Source organism: Rubricella aquisinus (assembly GCF_014199445.1).
Lineage (GTDB): Bacteria > Pseudomonadota > Alphaproteobacteria > Rhodobacterales > Rhodobacteraceae > Rubricella > Rubricella aquisinus.
Genome location: NZ_JACIJS010000001.1, coordinates 456,229 through 474,137 on the forward strand (window position 1 = coordinate 456,229; position 17,909 = coordinate 474,137).

At 61.4% G+C, this 17,909-nt stretch carries 15 protein-coding genes; 9 read left to right on the plus strand and 6 right to left on the minus strand.

The window, feature by feature from the left end; genetic code table 11:
* Positions 1-50: 50 nt before the first annotated feature.
* The 3 genes from FHS89_RS02150 to FHS89_RS02160 all read right to left on the minus strand — a co-directional run bounded on the left by FHS89_RS02150 (position 51) and on the right by FHS89_RS02160 (position 3,846).
* Positions 51-938: a YkgJ family cysteine cluster protein gene (locus FHS89_RS02150; RefSeq protein ID WP_184007978.1), complete on the minus strand. Its 888-nt coding sequence runs from the start codon at positions 936-938 to the stop codon at positions 51-53.
* 102 nt (positions 939-1,040) lie between these two features.
* Positions 1,041-2,312, minus strand: coding sequence for a crotonyl-CoA carboxylase/reductase (gene ccrA, locus FHS89_RS02155; RefSeq protein ID WP_184007980.1), 1,272 nt, complete (start codon positions 2,310-2,312; stop codon positions 1,041-1,043).
* Positions 2,313-2,484: 172 nt separating this feature from the next.
* Positions 2,485-3,846: a 1-acyl-sn-glycerol-3-phosphate acyltransferase gene (locus tag FHS89_RS02160; RefSeq protein WP_343051315.1), complete on the minus strand. Its 1,362-nt coding sequence runs from the start codon at positions 3,844-3,846 to the stop codon at positions 2,485-2,487.
* Between the two features lie 179 nt (positions 3,847-4,025).
* Between FHS89_RS02160 and FHS89_RS02165 the strand changes: the two genes are divergently transcribed.
* On the plus strand, positions 4,026-5,993 hold the full coding sequence (locus FHS89_RS02165) for a protein meaA (RefSeq protein WP_184007983.1): 1,968 nt from the start codon (positions 4,026-4,028) through the stop codon (positions 5,991-5,993).
* Between the two features lie 471 nt (positions 5,994-6,464).
* On the opposite strand, the gene FHS89_RS02170 is transcribed toward FHS89_RS02165, so the two are convergent.
* Together FHS89_RS02170 and nth are read right to left on the minus strand one after the other, a co-directional pair.
* On the minus strand, positions 6,465-7,457 hold the full coding sequence (locus FHS89_RS02170; protein WP_184007985.1) for an adenosine kinase: 993 nt from the start codon (positions 7,455-7,457) through the stop codon (positions 6,465-6,467).
* A complete protein-coding gene (nth, locus tag FHS89_RS02175; protein WP_184007987.1) occupies positions 7,454-8,098 on the minus strand; it encodes an endonuclease III in 645 nt (214 codons plus the stop codon). The genes FHS89_RS02170 and nth overlap by 4 nt, the downstream gene beginning before the upstream one ends.
* Positions 8,099-8,179: 81 nt before the next feature.
* Here nth and FHS89_RS02180 point away from each other — a divergent pair, with 81 nt between their 5' ends.
* Positions 8,180-8,956, plus strand: a complete 777-nt coding sequence (locus FHS89_RS02180) for an FkbM family methyltransferase (protein ID WP_184007989.1) — start codon at positions 8,180-8,182, stop codon at positions 8,954-8,956.
* 68 nt (positions 8,957-9,024) lie between these two features.
* Here FHS89_RS02180 and FHS89_RS02185 read toward each other — a convergent pair whose 3' ends face one another.
* Positions 9,025-10,227, minus strand: a complete 1,203-nt coding sequence (locus FHS89_RS02185) for a type III PLP-dependent enzyme (RefSeq protein WP_184007991.1) — start codon at positions 10,225-10,227, stop codon at positions 9,025-9,027.
* Between the two features lie 463 nt (positions 10,228-10,690).
* Between FHS89_RS02185 and FHS89_RS02190 the strand changes: the two genes are divergently transcribed.
* From FHS89_RS02190 to FHS89_RS02220, 7 genes are all read left to right on the plus strand, one after another.
* A complete protein-coding gene (locus FHS89_RS02190) occupies positions 10,691-12,271 on the plus strand; it encodes an ABC transporter substrate-binding protein (RefSeq protein WP_184007993.1) in 1,581 nt (526 codons plus the stop codon).
* 25 nt (positions 12,272-12,296) lie between these two features.
* Positions 12,297-13,271: an ABC transporter permease gene (locus tag FHS89_RS02195; RefSeq protein ID WP_184007995.1), complete on the plus strand. Its 975-nt coding sequence runs from the start codon at positions 12,297-12,299 to the stop codon at positions 13,269-13,271.
* A complete protein-coding gene (locus FHS89_RS02200) occupies positions 13,268-14,173 on the plus strand; it encodes an ABC transporter permease (RefSeq protein WP_184007997.1) in 906 nt (301 codons plus the stop codon). The genes FHS89_RS02195 and FHS89_RS02200 overlap by 4 nt, the downstream gene beginning before the upstream one ends.
* The gene (locus tag FHS89_RS02205) at positions 14,174-15,871 is read left to right on the plus strand and encodes a dipeptide ABC transporter ATP-binding protein (protein WP_184007999.1); all 1,698 of its coding nucleotides are present in this window, start codon (positions 14,174-14,176) and stop codon (positions 15,869-15,871) included.
* Positions 15,872-15,926: 55 nt separating this feature from the next.
* Positions 15,927-16,259, plus strand: coding sequence for an ArsR/SmtB family transcription factor (locus tag FHS89_RS02210; RefSeq protein WP_184008001.1), 333 nt, complete (start codon positions 15,927-15,929; stop codon positions 16,257-16,259).
* Positions 16,256-16,963 (plus strand): arsenical resistance protein ArsH, encoded by a 708-nt coding sequence (gene arsH, locus FHS89_RS02215; RefSeq protein WP_184008010.1) that lies wholly within the window; start codon positions 16,256-16,258, stop codon positions 16,961-16,963. Before FHS89_RS02210 ends, arsH begins: the two co-directional genes overlap by 4 nt.
* A 68-nt stretch (positions 16,964-17,031) precedes the next feature.
* Entirely contained in the window at positions 17,032-17,877 is an 846-nt protein-coding gene (locus FHS89_RS02220; RefSeq protein WP_184008012.1) for a methylated-DNA--[protein]-cysteine S-methyltransferase, read from the plus strand.
* Positions 17,878-17,909: the final 32 nt, after the last annotated feature.

Here is a 17,909-nt window from a genome sequence, read left to right on the forward strand (position 1 = left end):
CTTATACCGTGTTCACCGGGCCATCACACGCCTTTTCGCAGGGGATCGTGTCAGATATGCGCGGCGCGGGCTGCATCCTGTGCGGTGTCATCCAGCGTTTTGGAGCGGTGGCGCGCGCGCGCCAGCGCCTGCTCGACGTCCTGTCCGTCAAGGGCGGCGGCCGCGATTTGCGCCATGCTGTAGGTTGAGACCTGCGTGATCCCCTTGAGCGCCTGTCGGCACAGGGACTGGACGAAGAGATAATCGAGATGACTGCCCAACAGCCCCGCGCCCTGATCCGTGGCGCCATTGGCATTGGCCTCACAGGCCGCCGCGTCGGTGGACAGGAACGACCGGCAAATCGTCGGTCGCGCGTCATAGACCCGACATGCGCGGGTGTCGGGGTTCAGCGCGGGGCAGGCCGAAGGATGCCATGCCCGGCCATCGACCTCTCCCTGCAACGGGGTGAGCGCGGCATGAAGGCGGCGGGCCTCTGCCTCCGTGATCAGGCCGCCATCACCCCCGGTCAGAATGCAACAAAACGCGCAGCCTTGGCCGCAGGCGGCGTTTTTCACGGCTTCGGGGGGCTGTTGCAAGATCGCGTCGCGCACCGCACCGCCCAGCCGCCACGCCGCCTGCCCATTCGCCAATTCAGTGACAACCTGTTTGAGCGGCAAGCCATGGGTCTGCGCACTTTGCAGATAGGACATCACAACCCGCTTGACCCGTGGCTCCAGCGTTTTGCCTGCGCCCTTGAGCCGGGCACGGTCGATCCGCCGGGCCAGTTCCTCATAGGTCAATGCACCGGACTTCCCCCCGGCTTGCGCCTTTCGGCGGGCGGCGCGGGGGATGGCTCCTGTCGGGGGTTTTGGCGGCACGGCGGACCCTTTGGCATTGGGAGGAATGATCTGACCGCGAGTATAGATTGCCGCTTCGGCACGTCCAGCAGCGAATATCATGGCCGTCGCGGATGGCCTGACCCAGCCACGAAAAACCCCGGCGGATGGGACGATCCGCCGGGGCATATAGAACACCTGAGTGGTGGGGTGGTGTTCTAATGCTTAACTCTCGCGCGCATCCTCAACCGTGCGCAGGCCGGTGCGGGGTGCGTTGACCAGCACGGCCATGTTGCCGGGCTTATGCTCGTTGCGGAGCATCTTCATGTGCGCCTCGGGCAGGGCTTTCCACTCGAACACTTCGGACATGCACGGATCAAGACGCCGCTCGATCATCAGCTTGTTCGCCGCAGAAGCCTGCTTGAGATGCGCGAAATGGCTGCCCTGAAGGCGCTTTTGATGCATCCACATATAGCGCACGTCAAAGGTACAGTTGAACCCGGTGGTGCCCGCGCAGATCACGACCATGCCGCCCTTTTTGCAGACGAACGTGGACACAGGGAAGGTCGACTCGCCCGGATGCTCGAACACCATATCGACATTGTTGCCCTTGCCGGTGATGTCCCAGATCGCCTTGCCGAATTTGCGCGCTTCCTTGAACCATTCGGCATATTCGGGCGTGTTCACCGTGGGGATCTGGCCCCAGCAGTTGAAATCCTTGCGGTTCAGAACACCCTTGGCGCCCAGCGACATCACGAAATCCCGCTTGCTCTCATCAGAGATCACGCCGATCGCATTCGCCCCTGCGGTGTTGATCAACTGGATCGCATAGGAGCCAAGACCGCCCGACGCGCCCCAGACCAGCACGTTCTGACCGGGCTTGAGGTCATGCGGCTCATGCCCGAACAGCATCCGGTATGCGGTGGCGAGCGTGAGGGTATAGCACGCGCTTTCCTCCCAAGTCAGATGCTTGGGGCGCGGCATCAATTGCTGCGACTGCACATTGGTAAACTGCGCGAAAGAGCCGTCTGGCGTCTCATAGCCCCAGATCCGCTGCGAGGGAGAATACATCGGGTCGCCGCCATTGCATTCCTCATCATCGCCATCGTCCTGATTGCAATGGATGACGACCTCATCCCCGACCTTCCAGCGCTTCACCTTGTCGCCCACGGCCCAGACTATGCCGGACGCGTCAGAGCCCGCGATATGGAACGGCTGGCCATGGCCATCAAACGGGCTGATCGGCTGACCAAGAGCGGCCCAAACGCCATTATAGTTGACGCCAGCGGCCATGACGAGGACGAGCACCTCATGGCTGTCAAGCTGCGGCGTGTCCACGACCTCAAGCTGCATCGCCGTGTCCGGGTTGCCGTGGCGCTCACGCCGGATGGTCCAGGCATGCATTTTCGTGGGCACATGGCCGAGGGGTGGGATTTCACCCACGTCATAAAGGTCTTTCATTTCCGTCTCCGAAATCGGGGCTTCAAGCGGGGCCATGGCCTGTCTCCTCTCTGCGGCGCGAATCTCTTTGCGCAACAATCGTTCGTTTTGATGTGTTCTTATGTAACGTCATTGCGTGACCATGCAAGCAGAAATTTTGCACTGCGGCAAAAATCTCTTTTTGCAACAGGCAGGCTGTTGCAGTGCGGAATATCAGAATGAGGGGTTGTCAGAGATGCGCGATGGAATTCGCGTAATAGTCGATCAGGTGGCGCTGGTCGGGGTTCACCCGCCAATGGCCATCCTCTTCGATCATCAGGCGGCGCTCCTTAAGCATCCGCAGGCCGACCTTGAGCGTGTAGTCGAAATCCAGCCGGGGAAGGTGGAAATGGCCGCCGCGCGCTTCCAGTTCCGCGCGCAATTCGGCAGCCTGCCGGTGCAGATCGCCCTCCGCAATCGCACCGTCCACCCGCTGCATCACCGTGGCGACAAGCGCGACCGGAAGGATCGGCACGACCTGACCGACCTCACGGATCAGCGTGCGGCCCAGCGCCTGCACCGCCTGCATATCTTTCCCGTTTTCGGCCACAAAAGCGCGCAGCGACACAGGCGTGCCAAAACTCACACAGGCATAGCCGAATTTGTGAAACTTCCCGCGCATCCGCAGCCAAAGCTGCTTGGAGAAGAATTTGACGGAGGTGCCGATGCCCGCGCGGAACCGGGGCCGCCCGTTTTCATCAAGCTGTGCACCGGTCAGAACACGGTCCTCCAGCACGCGGTCATAATTGAGGCCGACCGGCACAAACACCACATCGCGCGATTTCGCCGGATCGAAGTCTTCCAGCACATAGGAAATCAGGCCGAGTTTCGGCAGGCCCAGCTTCCCGTCCCGGCTCAATCCACCTTCGGGAAACACCGCTTGGGTCACGCCGCCCTCTGTCGCCATCTGGACATAACGGGCCAGCACCCGACGATAGAGCGGGTTGTGGGATTTGCGGCGGATGAAGAACGCGCCCATCGCCTTGGCGATCTGTTCCAGCGGCCACACACGGGCCCATTCGCCCGCAGCATAGCTCAGCGCCGACCGCTCCGCCGCCAGATATGTGACCAACAGATAATCAATGTTGGAACGGTGGTTCATCACGAAAATCACCGTCGCATTTGGATCAATCTCTGCCAGCGCCTCATCATCGGCATAGCCCAAGCGCACCCGGTAAAACGCCTGCGCGATAAACTTCGACAACCGGGTGCCAAAACCGAAATACGCCATGGGGGAGAAGTAGGGGACAATCTCGCGCGCATAGCGCCCGGCGCGCTGGGCGACGACCTCACGCGGCTCTCCGGTCGAATCGGCCTCAGCCTCGACCGCCGCCATCACGTCGGGATCATATTCCAGCCGATCGACCAGCACGCGCCGCTTGGTAATGGCGAAGGCAGGGATTTTGAGTTGGAGCCGCTCATTCAACTCCTCGAACGCCCGCTCGACCCGCCCGCGAAAGAACCAGCGCACGCTGGGGACCAACGCCCGCTGGATAATCAGCAGCGCCAGCGCCAATGCGCCAAGGATCACGATCCAAAGGGGAAGTGTCACGGTTGAAGTCATTGCGCCTGACCATGCGGCACATGGGCGGCGGGGTCAAAGGGAAGATGATCGCAGGGCGCGTCATTAAATTCCGTTTGAATTTGCTTTCGCGAAATATTATATCGCTTTCATGGATTGTCGCAGCGCACCATTCGCGCGCTGCACCGCAACAGCACTCGGAGGCCCAGATGACCACCCCTCAAAAAGACCGCCCATGGCTGTTTCGGACCTATGCGGGCCATTCGACTGCCACGAAATCCAACGAGCTTTACCGCTCCAACCTCGCCAAGGGGCAAACGGGCCTGAGCGTCGCCTTCGATCTGCCCACGCAAACGGGCTACGATTCGGATCACGTCCTGTCGCGGGGCGAAGTGGGCAAGGTCGGCGTGCCGGTGGCGCATCTGGGTGACATGCGTGCGCTCTTTAATGACATCCCGCTGGATCAGATGAACACCTCCATGACGATCAACGCGACGGCGGCGTGGCTGCTCGCGCTCTATATCGCCGTGGCGGAGGAGCAGGGGGCGGATGTATCGGCGCTTCAGGGCACGGTGCAGAACGACATCATCAAGGAATACCTGTCGCGCGGCACCTATGTATTTCCCCCCGCGCCCAGCCTGCGCCTGATCGGGGATATTGCGGAGTATTGCTACACCGAGGTTCCGAAATGGAACCCGATGAACGTCTGCTCCTACCACCTGCAAGAAGCGGGTGCGACGCCGGAGCAGGAATTGGCCTTCGCACTCGCAACGGCGGTCGCGGTTCTGGATGAGGCGCGCCCGCGTGTGGCGGAGGCGGATTTCCCCGGCCTCGTCGCCCGGATCAGCTTTTTCGTGAATGCTGGCATCCGCTTCGTGACGGAGATGTGCAAAATGCGCGCCTTCACCGAACTCTGGGACGAAATTTGCGAGCAACGCTATGGCGTGACCGATCCAAAACAACGGCGGTTCCGCTATGGCGTGCAGGTCAATTCGCTTGGCCTGACGGAGCAACAGCCCGAAAACAACGTCTACCGCATCCTCATTGAGATGCTAGCCGTGACCCTGAGCAAGAACGCCCGCGCCCGTGCCGTGCAACTGCCCGCGTGGAACGAAGCGCTCGGCCTGCCGCGCCCATGGGATCAACAATGGTCCCTGCGGATGCAGCAGATCATGGCTTACGAGACGGACCTGCTGGAATTTGGCGACCTGTTTGACGGGAACCCGGCGGTCGATGCGAAAGTGTCCGCGCTGAAAGAGGGCGCGCGCGCCGAACTCGCCCGGATTGATGAGATGGGCGGCGCGGTGGCGGCCATCGACTACATGAAATCGGCGCTGGTGCAGGCCAACACCGCACGGCTGGGCCGGATCGAACGCGGAGAAACCACCGTGGTCGGCGTGAACAAATATACCGAAGGCGAGCCTAGCCCGCTGACCGCGGGCGATGGCGGGATCATGACGGTCGATCCGGCGGTGGAGCAGGACCAGATCGACCGGCTCGATGCGTGGCGCAAGGGGCGCGATGCGCAAGCCGTTGAGGCCGCCCTTGCGGGCCTGCGCGCGGCGGCCCAAAGCGGGGAAAACATCATGCCCCCCTCGATCGCGGCGGCCAAAGCCGGGGTGACAACCGGCGAATGGGGTGCTGTGATGCGTGAGGTGTTCGGTGAATACCGCGCGCCCACCGGGGTTGGTAAATCCGCCGTGGCAAGCGCGGATGGGCTGGATCAGGTACAAGCGTCGGTCAACTTGGCATCCGACGCGCTTGGCCGCCGGATCAAGTTTCTGGTCGGCAAGCCCGGCCTCGATGGGCATTCCAACGGCGCGGAACAGATCGCCGTGCGCGCCCGCGACAGCGGCATGGAGGTGGTCTATGAAGGCATCCGCCTAACCCCCGCGCAGATCGTGAATGCAGCATTGGAGGAATCGGTGCATGTGGTCGGCCTGTCGATCCTGTCCGGCTCCCATGTCCCATTGCTGCAAGAGGTGATGGAGCGGATGCGAAAGGCGGGCCTCGACGATGTGCCGGTGATCGTGGGCGGCATCATCCCGGACGAAGATGCAGAGATCCTGCGGGGCTTCGGCGTGGCCAAGGTCTATACGCCCAAGGATTTTGAGCTGAACCGGATCATGCTCGATATTGTCGATTTGGTATCGCCCGCCCCGGTCGCCGCCGAGTAGCGCTCCCGCACGTCGCAGCCATATCAAAGATATGACCGCTCCCTTTGGGGTGAGGGCGAGAGACAAACGCTGCGGGGCAGCGTTTGCGTCCGAACGCTCGGAATGGAATGGAGCGCCGGGAAAGGCGCCGCGCCTTGCGGCGCGGCGGTGCCTCCGGCGGGGTATATTTGAAGAAAGTGAATTGGAATTAGTGGAGCAAGAGAAGCCCCCGCGATTCGGCCGTGGGTCAAGGTCCGAGGAACGAGCGACCTTGACGCGCGGGCGAATCGTAACACCCACAATTGAACGGGTGATTTGAGGAACAGACCTGTTCCTCAAACACCTCAGCGCAGTCTTGAACCGGCGCGCAGCGCCGGCCTTTCCCGGCGCTTCATTTCATTCCGCGCGTTCGGGCGCAAACGCTGCCCCGCAGCGTTTGTCTTTCGCCCTCACCCCAAAGGGAGGCGAAGCCGACGTGCGGGAGAGCCTTTTTTAGATCAGCCCTTCGGATTTGAAGAGTGTCTTCAGATCAGTCTCAGGGCGGGCGCCGAAATGGCTGATGATCTCTGCTGCCGCCACGTTGCCCATCCGCCCACAGGTTTCGAGCGATGCGTCATGTGCATAACCAAAGAGGAAACCAGCCGCGAACAGATCGCCCGCGCCGGTTGCGTCAACTGGGGTGATCCGCTGCACGGGCGCCTCGGCACGCTCCTCGCCCCGCAAGATGACCACAGGATCACCAGAGCGCGTGCACACAACCATCGGGCAGTCCTGTGCGGCTTGCGCCAGCGCCTCGTCAAGCGTTCCCGTCTGGTAAAGCGATTGCAGTTCGTGCTCATTGCCGATCACGAAATCCAGATGCCCTTTCACCAGCTTGCGGAAGTCATCGCGGTGACGATCGACGCAAAACGGGTCCGACAGGGTGATCCCAGTCCGCCCACCGGTAGACCGGCAAAAGGCAGCCGCCTGCTCGAACGCCGCCTTTCCGTCGGGTTTGTCGTAGAGATACCCTTCGAGAAAGATGATATCGGCGTCAGACGCGACCTCTTCGGCCACGTCCTGCGGGCTGACGTCAGCGGAGATGCCGAGATAGGTGTTCATCGACCGCTCGCCATCTGGCGTCACAAAGATCATCGAGCGGGAGGTCGGCAGATCGCCACCTGCGACCGGAGGGTTCACGAAATCGGTGCCGCTCGTTTGCATTGCATCCGCATAGAACCGGCCAAGTGCGTCGTCTTTCACCCGGCCAATAAACCCGGTGCGCATCCCCAGATTGCCCAGACCCGCGATGGTGTTGGCACATGACCCGCCGGGAGCCTGCACACGGTCTTTCATCGCGGCATAGAGCGTTTCGGCACGCTCCCGTTCGATCAGCTGCATGATGCCCTTCGTGATCCCCATATGATCGAGGAAACTGTCATCGTTCTGGCTCAGCACATCGACGACCGCATTGCCGATCCCGACAACCTGATATTTCTTACTCATTCCGTCTTTTCCTCAAATTCACAAAGATCTCGGATCAGACAATCCACACAGCGGGGTTTGCGTGCGAGACAGATATACCGTCCGTGCAAAATCATCCAGTGATGTGCATGCTGTTGGAATTCTGCCGGTATGTGGTCCTCAATCGCGCGCTCCACCGCCACGACATCCTTGCCCATGGCCACGCCAGACCGGTTGCCGAAGCGAAAGATATGCGTATCGACCGCCTGCGCGGGAAACTGCCACCACATGTTCAGCACGACATTCGCGGTTTTGCGCCCCACCCCCGGCAGGCTGGATAAAGCCGCGCGGGACGAGGGCACCTGACCGTCATACTCATCGACCAGAATGCGCGCCATCTTCATGACGTTCTTCGCCTTGTTCCGGTAAAGGCCGATCGTCTTGATATGCTCGATCAGCGCATCCTCCCCGAGGGCAAGCATCTTTTCGGGGGTATCGGCCACCTTGAACAGGCCTTCGGTCGCGCGGTTGACGCCCTTATCGGTCGCCTGCGCACTGAGCGCCACAGCCACCAGCAGCGTATAGGCATTGGTGTGGTTCAGCTCCCCCTTCGGCTCAGGCTCGGCGGCCTGAAAGCGGGAGAAAATCTCGTGGATCGTGTGATAGGGCAGTTGCTTGGGCATGGCCCCTTTTCCGAGCAAATCGGCACAGGCGCAAGAGGTTTGGCCGTTTGCACCGCCGCTCTGTCAGCATATGGTAAGTAAATGCGCCGCACACCATATCACAATAGACTGCTCCCCCTCTTGCAGCGCACCGAAGCGCGGCTGATCGAGCAAATCCGCGCGACGCCCGAAGGCCGACAGCGCGGCATGCTTTTGGATGACAAATGGCACATCGCGAAGATGATGGGCGCGTTCCCCGCCTATGCCTCGCAATCGGGGCAGGATCACTATCTGGACAAGGCGATCTTTCGCGGCAAACGGGATGGTGTGTTTGTCGATATCGGCGCGTTTGACGGGGTGGCGGGTTCGAACACACTCCATTTCGAGGCGTTCAAGGGCTGGACCGGGCTGTTGGTGGAGCCGTCCCCGAAACACGCGGCCCAGTGCCGCGAAAACCGGTCCGTCCCGACCATCGGCGCAGCAATCAGCGGGCGGGACGGGACCGAGGCGTTTTTGGAGATACAAGACGGGCTGGAGATGATGGGCGGGCTGATGTCCACGCTGGATCGCAACATGGTTCGGGCGTTTGAAACGGGGCGTCTGGGGCAGTCACGAGTGGTGCCAGTGGACACGATGCGGCTTGATACGCTGCTGCGGGCACATGATCTGCACCGAGTGGACTACCTGTCACTGGATATTGAGGGCGGCGAATGGGAGGCGCTGCGTGATTTTCCGTTTGACGCGTTCGACGTTCACGCCCTGTCGATAGAGATGAACCTCAACGCGCGGGATTTGCGCGCGCTGATGGCACGGCACGGCTATCACCGTGTCGCCTGTATCGGGGTGGACGAGATTTTCGTCAAAGCAGATCGGACTTAGCGCAAAACGAAACATGCCGCTCACCCCGGAGGGAAGCGGCACGTCTTTTCGTTCTTGTGGGCGAGCCGTTAGATGCAGACAGACGCAAGCGGCGGGAAGCCGTTGAACCCGACAGAGGCATAGCTCGTCGTGTAGGCGCCCGTGCACAGGATGTGCACCTTATCCCCCGCGCGCAGGCCCATCGGCAATTGCATCGGGCGCTGCTCATAGAGCACATCGGCGCTGTCGCAGCTTGGCCCGGCAAGGATGCACGGACCGTTCACGCCGTCATCCGCCGTGGTGTCGAACTGGTAGCGGATCGCCTCGTCAATCGTTTCGGCAAGGCCGGAGAATTTGCCGATGCTCAGATACACCCAGCGCGCGATGTCGTCGGGCCGCTTGCGCGACACAAGGAGCACTTCGCATTCCAGCACGCCCGCTTCGGCGACCAGACCACGGCCCGGCTCTGCCATCACATAGGGCACGTCACCGAACCGCTCACGCACCAGCCGCATCACGGTCTGACCATAAGACAGCGGTGCCTCGATCGGATCGCCATAGAACGCGGGGAAACCGCCGCCGATATTGAGGACGGACAGGTCATGGCCATGCGCGATCGCGGCGTGCCAAACGGCCGCCACTTCGTTGAGCACACCGACCCACATCATCGCCTCGCGGGTTTGGCTGCCCACATGGAAGCTGATCCCGACCGGGCGCAGGCCCAGCGCAACAGCGCGGTCCATCAGCGGAATGATCTGCGCGGCGGGCGCGCCGAATTTGCGGCTCAGCGGCCAGTCGGCTTGCGATTCTTCAACGAGGAAACGGATATAGACGCGGGCGCCGGGGGCGTGCATCGCGATCTTTTCCAGCTCTTCTTCGGCATCGGCGGCAAAGAGGTCGATCCCCTGCGCATGGGCCCACGCAATGTCGCGCACCCGCTTGACGGTGTTGCCGAACGACAAGTCTTCAGGAGCGGCTCCCTCAGACAGGCACAGTTCCAGTTCTGCCCGAGATGCCGCGTCAAACCGGGAGCCTTCGCGCACGAGCGTGCGGACAATCGCGGGCTCGGGGTTGGCTTTCACGGCGTAGTGGATATGCGCAGGGGCAAGGCCCTGTGCCAGCGCGCGATACTGCGCCTCAACAATATCGAGGTCGATCACGACCGTCGGGTCATCATAGGAATGGTCCGCAAAATGCGCAGCCAGCTTGCCCGTGAGGCGGGACTGCGGAAATTCGGAACGGCGTCGGGATACGGGAACGCGCACTGCGTCCCCAACATTGGTAGCAAACATCGGGCATTCCCCATAGCGATCCCGGATTCTGAGGCCCGGACGGATTGATAAAGGGACGTTCGACGTCGCTGCATAAACTCAGGTGTTGGAAGACCCGGCCAGAGGCGCGTGCGTTTTGGCGTCTAAGCGCGCATATGTGGCCAATTGCGATTCCGCGCAAGAGGGAAAATGCATCGCGCGAAAAAACTTTGCGCGCGAAGGCAGTCGCCCATGTAGGTGGCCCTGATCCGTCCCCCAGATTGCGGGCCGATCAAGCCCCCGACGTGGCCCTTTTGCGGGCGGGAATGGCCCGGCAAAAGCGCAGTAAATCCCGCGCGCATTTGGCGAGCCAAAGAGGGCATCCGCACCCCGACCTCAAGAAAATTTGTATCGACATATCTTGACCAATCGGTCGAAATCGCTTGACGCCGTGGCAGATTGACCCAGTGTGGAGCCCTCAAAAACGCGCCGGAAGGGATACATCATGACACGACGAAATCTGCGCCAAGCTGCCCTGTTGGGCGGCGCACTCAGCCTGTGTGCGTTGGGTGCTTCTGCGGAAACGCTGCGCTGGGCCTCTACCACGGATCCGCAAACAATGGACCCGCACGCGGTCAACTCCGCCCCTGTTCTGTCATTCTTGAACAATGTTTATGAGGGGCTGGTGCGTCGTGGGCAGGACATGTCCATCGAGCCGTCTCTGGCCACATCATGGGAGCCGCTTGAGGGTGAGAACGGCTGGCGATTCAATCTGCGGCAGGGTGTGACCTTTCAGGATGGCGCGGCCTTTACCGCTGAGGATGTGATGTTCTCCTACCAGCGTGCATCGAATGAGGCTGCCGATGTGCGCTCATGGTTTGCGCCGGTGTCTGAGGTCCGCGTGGTTGATGACTTCACGATTGATTTCGTGACCACCGCGCCGAACCCGCTGTTTCCCGACTCGATCGCGAATTTCATGATCCTCGATAAGGACTGGGCCGAAAGCAATGACGCGGCCCTGCCTGCACGCGACGCGGAAAACTTTGCAACGATGAACGTGAACGGCACTGGCCCCTTCACCGTTGCCAGTCGCGATCCGGGCGTGCGCACCACGCTTGTCCCGAATGCAAACTGGTGGGATGAGGCCGAGCATAACGTGACCGAGGCGATTTTCACGCCAATCGGCAATTCCGCCACCGGCCTTGCCGCACTTTTGTCGGGTGAGATCGACTTCATCCAGCCGATCCCGCTTCAGGATGTGGCGCAGGTCGAAGGACGCGACGGGTTCAAGGTGCTGGAGGGTGAAGAAACCCGCGTCATCATGTTCGGCTTTGGCCATGAGCATGACACGCTCCTGTATTCCTCCGACGTAACGGACGCCAATCCGTTCACTGATCCGCGTGTGCGGCTTGCGGCGGCCCATGCGCTTGATATCGCCTCCATCGACCGAGTGCTGTTCCGCGGCAAGATCGAAGCGGCGAGCCAGCTTGTCCCGGCGGGGATCTCCGGCTACTCCGAAGCCAATTCCGACCGCCCTGACTACAACCCCGAGCGGGCCAAGGAATTGCTGGCCGAGGCGGGCTATCCCAACGGTTTCTCCTTTGGTTTGAAATGCACCAATGATCGTTACATCAATGATGAGGCGCTCTGCCGTGCGGCGGCATCCATGTTTGCCGCTGTTGGCCTGAATGCGGAACTGAGCACCGGTCCGGTGCGTGACTACTGGCCACAGCTTCGCGCGGATGACTTCGACATGTACCTGTTGGGCTGGTCGCCGGGCACCTTCGACATGGAGCATCCGATCCGCTTCCTCCTGCACAGCCAGGATGATGAAAAGCGCCTTGGCTCCTGGAATTTCGGCAACTACTCGAACGCGCGCGTTGATGAATTGCTGCCGCAAATCCAGCAGGAGATTGATCCGGCTGCCCGTCAGGCCATGATCGACGAGGTCGTGTCGATCACGCAGGACGAGGTTGCCTATATCCCGCTCTACACCCAGCCGCTGATCTGGGCTGCGAAGGAGAACGTGGATCTCACCCAGCGTGCGGATAACTTCTTCATGCTGCGTTGGGTGACGGTGAACTGATCCTGACAGAATAAGCAGAAAGGCGATGGTCTATTTCATTCTCAAACGGCTCGTGCAGTCGGTGTTTGTGATGCTGGCCGTCGCCTTTCTGGCCTTTTCCCTGTTCCGCTTTGTCGGGGATCCGATCAGTCAGATGACGGGGGTGGAAACCTCGGTCGAAGATCAGGAACGCCTGCGCGAGGAACTGGGGCTCAATGACCCGTTCATCCTGCAATTCGCCCGCTTCACCTCGGACATGGTTCAGGGCGATTTCGGCTTTTCCTACCGCACCCGCCAACCCGTGGCAGAGATGATCGCGGACCGCATCCCGGCGACGCTGGAACTGGGCGTTGTGGCCCTGCTGATATCGCTGATCGTTGGCATTCCGACTGGGGTCTATACCGCGCTGCGCCCGCGCGGGATCGCAACGCAAGCGATCCTGATGACAACGCTTGTGGGCGTGTCTATCCCCACTTTCGTGATCGGGATCATGCTGATCTTCATCTTTGGGGTGCAACTGGGCTGGTTACCGACCTTTGGCCGGGGCGGCACGGTCCAGATCGGCGGCTGGGAAAGCTCACTTTTCACGGTAGAGGGATGGCGCGCGCTGTTGCTGCCCGCGATCACGCTTGGCGTGTACCAGTTGACCCTGACCATGCGCCTCGTCCGGGCAGAGATGATGGAGGTCATGCGCACCGACTATATCCGCTTTGCCATCGCGCGGGGCGTGCCGATGAACAAGCTGCATTACCGCCATGCGCTGTCCAACACGATGGTGCCGGTGATCACCATCATCGGTTTGCAGTTCGGCGGCGTAATTGCCTTCTCCATCGTGACGGAGAGCGTGTTTCAGTGGCCGGGCATGGGCCTTTTGTTCCTTGAATCCATCCGGTTTGTCGATATCCCGGTGATGGGCGTGTACCTCGTCGTGATCGCGTTTTTCTTTGTGTTGGTGAACCTGATCGTGGACCTTCTTTATGTCGCGATTGATCCACGGCTCAGGGTGAGGGACGTGCAATGATCGCTTTCCTCAAACGGTATGAAGGGCTGTGGCTGTTTGTGCATTCGCCTGCCGCGATCATTGCGGCGATCGTGGCGACGCTGATTATCCTTGGCGCTGTGTTCGCGCCGTGGCTGGCGCTGGTGAACCCGTATGATCTTGCGTCCTTCAGCCTGTTTGACGGGCTGTTGCCGCCGGTCTGGCAGGACGGCGCGAACCCGAAATACCTGCTGGGGACGGATGATCAGGGGCGGGACATGATCTCCTCCATCCTCTACGGCGCGCGATTGTCGCTGGTGATCGGGATGTCAGCCTTGGCGATAGCGGCGGTGCTGGGCGTTGGGCTTGGGCTGGCGGCGGGGTATTATGGCGGGCGGTTTGACGCGATTGTCATGCGCATCGCAGATGTGCAACTGGCCCTGCCCGCGATCCTGACCGCGCTCCTGATCGACGGGATCGCGCGCGGTGTTCTGCCGCCGTCAGTGCAGCAGGATTTGCGGGTTGCGGTGCTGACGCTCGCCATCGCGTTGTCCCTTTGGGTGAATTTCGCGCGGACCGCGCGCGCCTCCACCTTTGTTCAGATGAACAAGGAATATGTGCAAGCCGCCATCATGATGGGCCAGCATCCGGTGCGGGTGATGTTCGTGCATATCCTGCCCAATATCCTTGGCCCGCTTTTGGTGATCATGACGGTCGATCTGGCCTCTGCGATCCTGTTGGAAGCGACCCTGTCTTTCCTTGGGATCGGCCTGCCTGCCGATAGCCCCAGCCTTGGCACATTGATCCGCATCGGGATGCAGTTCCTTCTGTCGGGGGAGTGGTGGATTTTGTGGATACCGACGCTGTTTCTGGTGGCCCTCGTGGTGTCGATCAACATTCTGGGCGATTTCCTGCGGGACGTGTTTAATCCGAGGTTGCGCTAGATGCTGACGATCGAAAACCTGTCGGTGAAATTCCCGTCCCGCTTTGGCGCATTCACCGCGATCGAAGACGTCGATATGGTCATCCAACCGGGGGAAATTCACGGGCTGGTCGGGGAAAGCGGCGCGGGAAAATCCACCGTCGGCGCCGCCGTGATCGGACTGTTGCAGTCGCCGGGCTATATCGCCAGCGGCACCCTTAAACTGGGGGATATGGACCTGCGCGCTTTGACCCCGGAGCAGGCCCATGCCATGCGCGGCGACCGCATTTCGATGATCTTTCAGGATCCGCAAACCAGCCTGAACCCATTGATGACCATCGAAGACCAGTTGATCGAGACCATTCAGGCCCATTCCGATGTCAGCACCAGCGCCGCCCGGCAGCGGGCCGTTGATCTGCTGGAGGAGATCGGGATCAAGAATGCCTCTGAACGGATCAAGGCGTATCCGCACCAGTTCTCCGGCGGGATGCGGCAGCGCGTGGTCATCGCGCTCGCCATTTGCACAGACCCGGATGTGATCATCGCGGATGAGCCGACAACCGCGCTGGATGTGGCAGTGCAATCGCAGGTGCTCAAGCTGATCCAGCGGCTCGCTAAGGATCGCAAGATCGCCTTCATGCTCATTACCCACGATATCGGCGTGATTGCCCAGATCGCGGATCGGGTCACCGTGATGCGCAAAGGTCGGGTGATGGAGACGGGCGACACGGCGCAAGTGCTCGGTGCCCCGAAACACCCCTATACCCGCGCGCTGATGGATGCCGTGCCGCCACTCGATCACAAGATCGACCGCTTCCGCGTCCCGCAGGAAGAGGGCGCGGAGGTCGAAGACGCACTTGGCCAACATGCCGAAGACTGGCTTTTGGAGGGTGTGCGCGGCGCGTCAACCGGCCTGATGCTCGAAAATCTGAGCGTGAAATTCGCGGGGCCGCGCACCTCCCTGTTGCGCAAGCCGGAGCCTTACGTCGCACTTGATGATGTGACACTCACGGTGCGGCCCGGCTCGATCCTTGGCTTGGTGGGGGAGAGCGGTTCGGGCAAATCCACGCTGGCCAAGGTGGTGACCGGCTTGGTCAGGCCCAGCGGCGGCACGATGACCCTTGGCGATGCGGTCCTGCCCGGAGGCAAGGCCCGCCCGCGCAACCATCCGTCCCGCCAATTGGTGCAGATGGTGTTTCAGGATCCCTATTCGAGCCTGAATTCACGGCACCGCATCCGCGATATTCTGTCAGAGCCGTTGTGGTTCTATGGCTTCGTGAAAGAGGCAGAGGCCCGCGAAAGGCTCGCCGAGTCGATGCTTGCGCTCGTCGGGATGCCACCCGATGCGATCGACAAATATCCGCATCAATTCTCTGGCGGGCAACGGCAGCGAATCGCGGTGGCGCGCGCCCTGCTGGCCCGGCCCCGGTTTTTGATCTGTGACGAACCGACCTCGGCGCTTGATGTGTCTATTCAGGCGGAAATCCTGAACCTGTTGAAAGACTTGCAGGCGAAATTCGGTCTGACGATCCTGTTCATCAGCCATAACCTCGCGGTGGTGCGGCAGATGGCCGATGACACGGCGGTTTTGCGCAACGGACGGATCGAGGAGATTGGCCGGACAGAAGATATCTATGCCGCGCCGCAAGCGGATTATACCAAATCGCTCTTGGCACTGACCCCCGTAATGGACCGCGCGATGCTGCAAGCGCGGGTCTGAGTGCGCAGACAGACGCGGCTTGCCATGGGCAAATTATTTCGATATTTCTCGATATATGGAAACATCTGATGCCCTCACCGCTTTCGCCGCCCTCAGTCAGGAGATGCGCCTGCGCGCCCTGCGCCTTTTGATCGAAGCCGGGCCAGAGGGCATGGCGGCAGGCGATATCGCCCGCGCGCTTGATGCCCGGCAAAACACGCTTTCGACGAACCTGTCGATCCTCGTGCAGGCGGGCCTGATCCAGAACACGCGGCACGGGCGGGTCATCCGCTATTCCGTAAACTGGGCGGGTATGCGCGGGATCATCACCTATCTCATGCAGGATTGTTGCGGCGGCAATCCCGACCAGTGCCGCCCCCTGCTTAACTCCCTACCGGACCCGACATGACCGACACTCCCCAGCTTGACGAGACGCTGTTTCGCGCGCCTGACCCTGACGCGCTCTTTCCCGGTGCGCCCGGCACCCAACCCGTGAAGATTTTGCTCCTGTATGGCTCCCTCCGGCAGGTCAGCTATAGCCGCCTCGCCAGTGAGGAGGCCGCGCGCATCCTTCAAAAGCTCGGCGCGGAAACTCGCACTTTCAACCCAAGCGGCCTGCCCCTGCCCGACGAAACCGACGCGAGCCAGGCAAAGGTGCAGGAATTGCGCGATCTGGTGACATGGTGCGACGGGATGGTCTGGTGCTCCCCCGAACGGCACGGCGCGATGACCGGGATCATGAAGGCGCAAATCGACTGGATCCCATTGTCGCTGGGGGCAGTGCGCCCGACCCAAGGCAAAACACTGGCGGTGATGCAGGTCAATGGCGGCTCGCAATCGTTCAACGCGGTGAACCAGTTGCGCATCCTTGGACGTTGGATGCGGCTGTTGACGATCCCCAACCAATCCTCCGTCGCGAAGGCGTGGAGCGAATTTGACAGCGACGGGCGCATGAAACCCTCCCCCTATTACAACCGGATCGTGGATGTGATGGAGGAGTTGGTGAAATTCACGCTCCTGACCCGCGACATCCGTGAGCATCTGGTGGATCGGTATAGCGAACGGGTGGAGAGTGCCGAAAAACTCATGGCGCGGGTCAACTCCACGCCCTAGCGCAAGAACCGGGTGGTTCTGAGCGGCCCCAATCGTCACATTGAGGGCAGACAGACCGGAGCACAGCCATGACCGACGCAAGCCCAAATGCCTTTCACTATGACCTGATGGCCGCAGCCCTGCGGTATCTGGAGGATCACGCGGAGGACAATCCGTCACTGGATCAAGTGGCCGCCGCCATTGGCATGTCGCCTGCGCATTTCCAGCGGGTGTTCAGTCAATGGGTTGGCGTCAGCCCCAAACGGTATCAGCAATACCTCGCGCTGGATCACGCGAAAACCTTGCTGCGGGACAGGTTTACCGTGCTTGACGCGACCTATGAGGCGGGCATGTCCTCCCCCGGTCGGCTGCATGACCTGTTCGTGCGGTGGGAGGCGATGAGCCCCGGTGCCTATGCCGCGAAAGGCGCGGGGCTGACCATTTCCTACGGCTTTTTCGACACACCCTTCGGGGAGGCTCTGGCGATGGGCACGGATCGGGGGCTGTGCGGGCTGGCGTTCACCGCCGAAACCGGGCGCGATGCGGCGATGGCTGATATGCAAAGCCGCTGGCCGGAGGCCGCCTATGTCCCGAACCCATCAGCGATTGAGCACTGGGTCCGCGCCGCATTCGGCGAGGGTGGGGAGGCGCAGCTTTTGATGATTGGCGCCCCCTTCCAGATCAAGGTGTGGGAGGCGCTCCTGACCATCCCCACCGGCCATGTCACCACCTACGGGGAAATCGCCCGCGTGATCGGCGCCCCCAAGGCGGTGCGCGCAGTGGGCACCGCCGTGGGGCGCAACCCGATCAGCTGGCTGATCCCGTGCCACCGCGCGATGCGCAAATCCGGTGGGCTTGGCGGGTATCACTGGGGATTGCCCGTCAAACGCGCGATGCTCGCATGGGAATCGGCGCGGGTGGAGGCGGCGGAATAGGCCATGCGCCTTGCCCGCGACTGGGCCGCGCC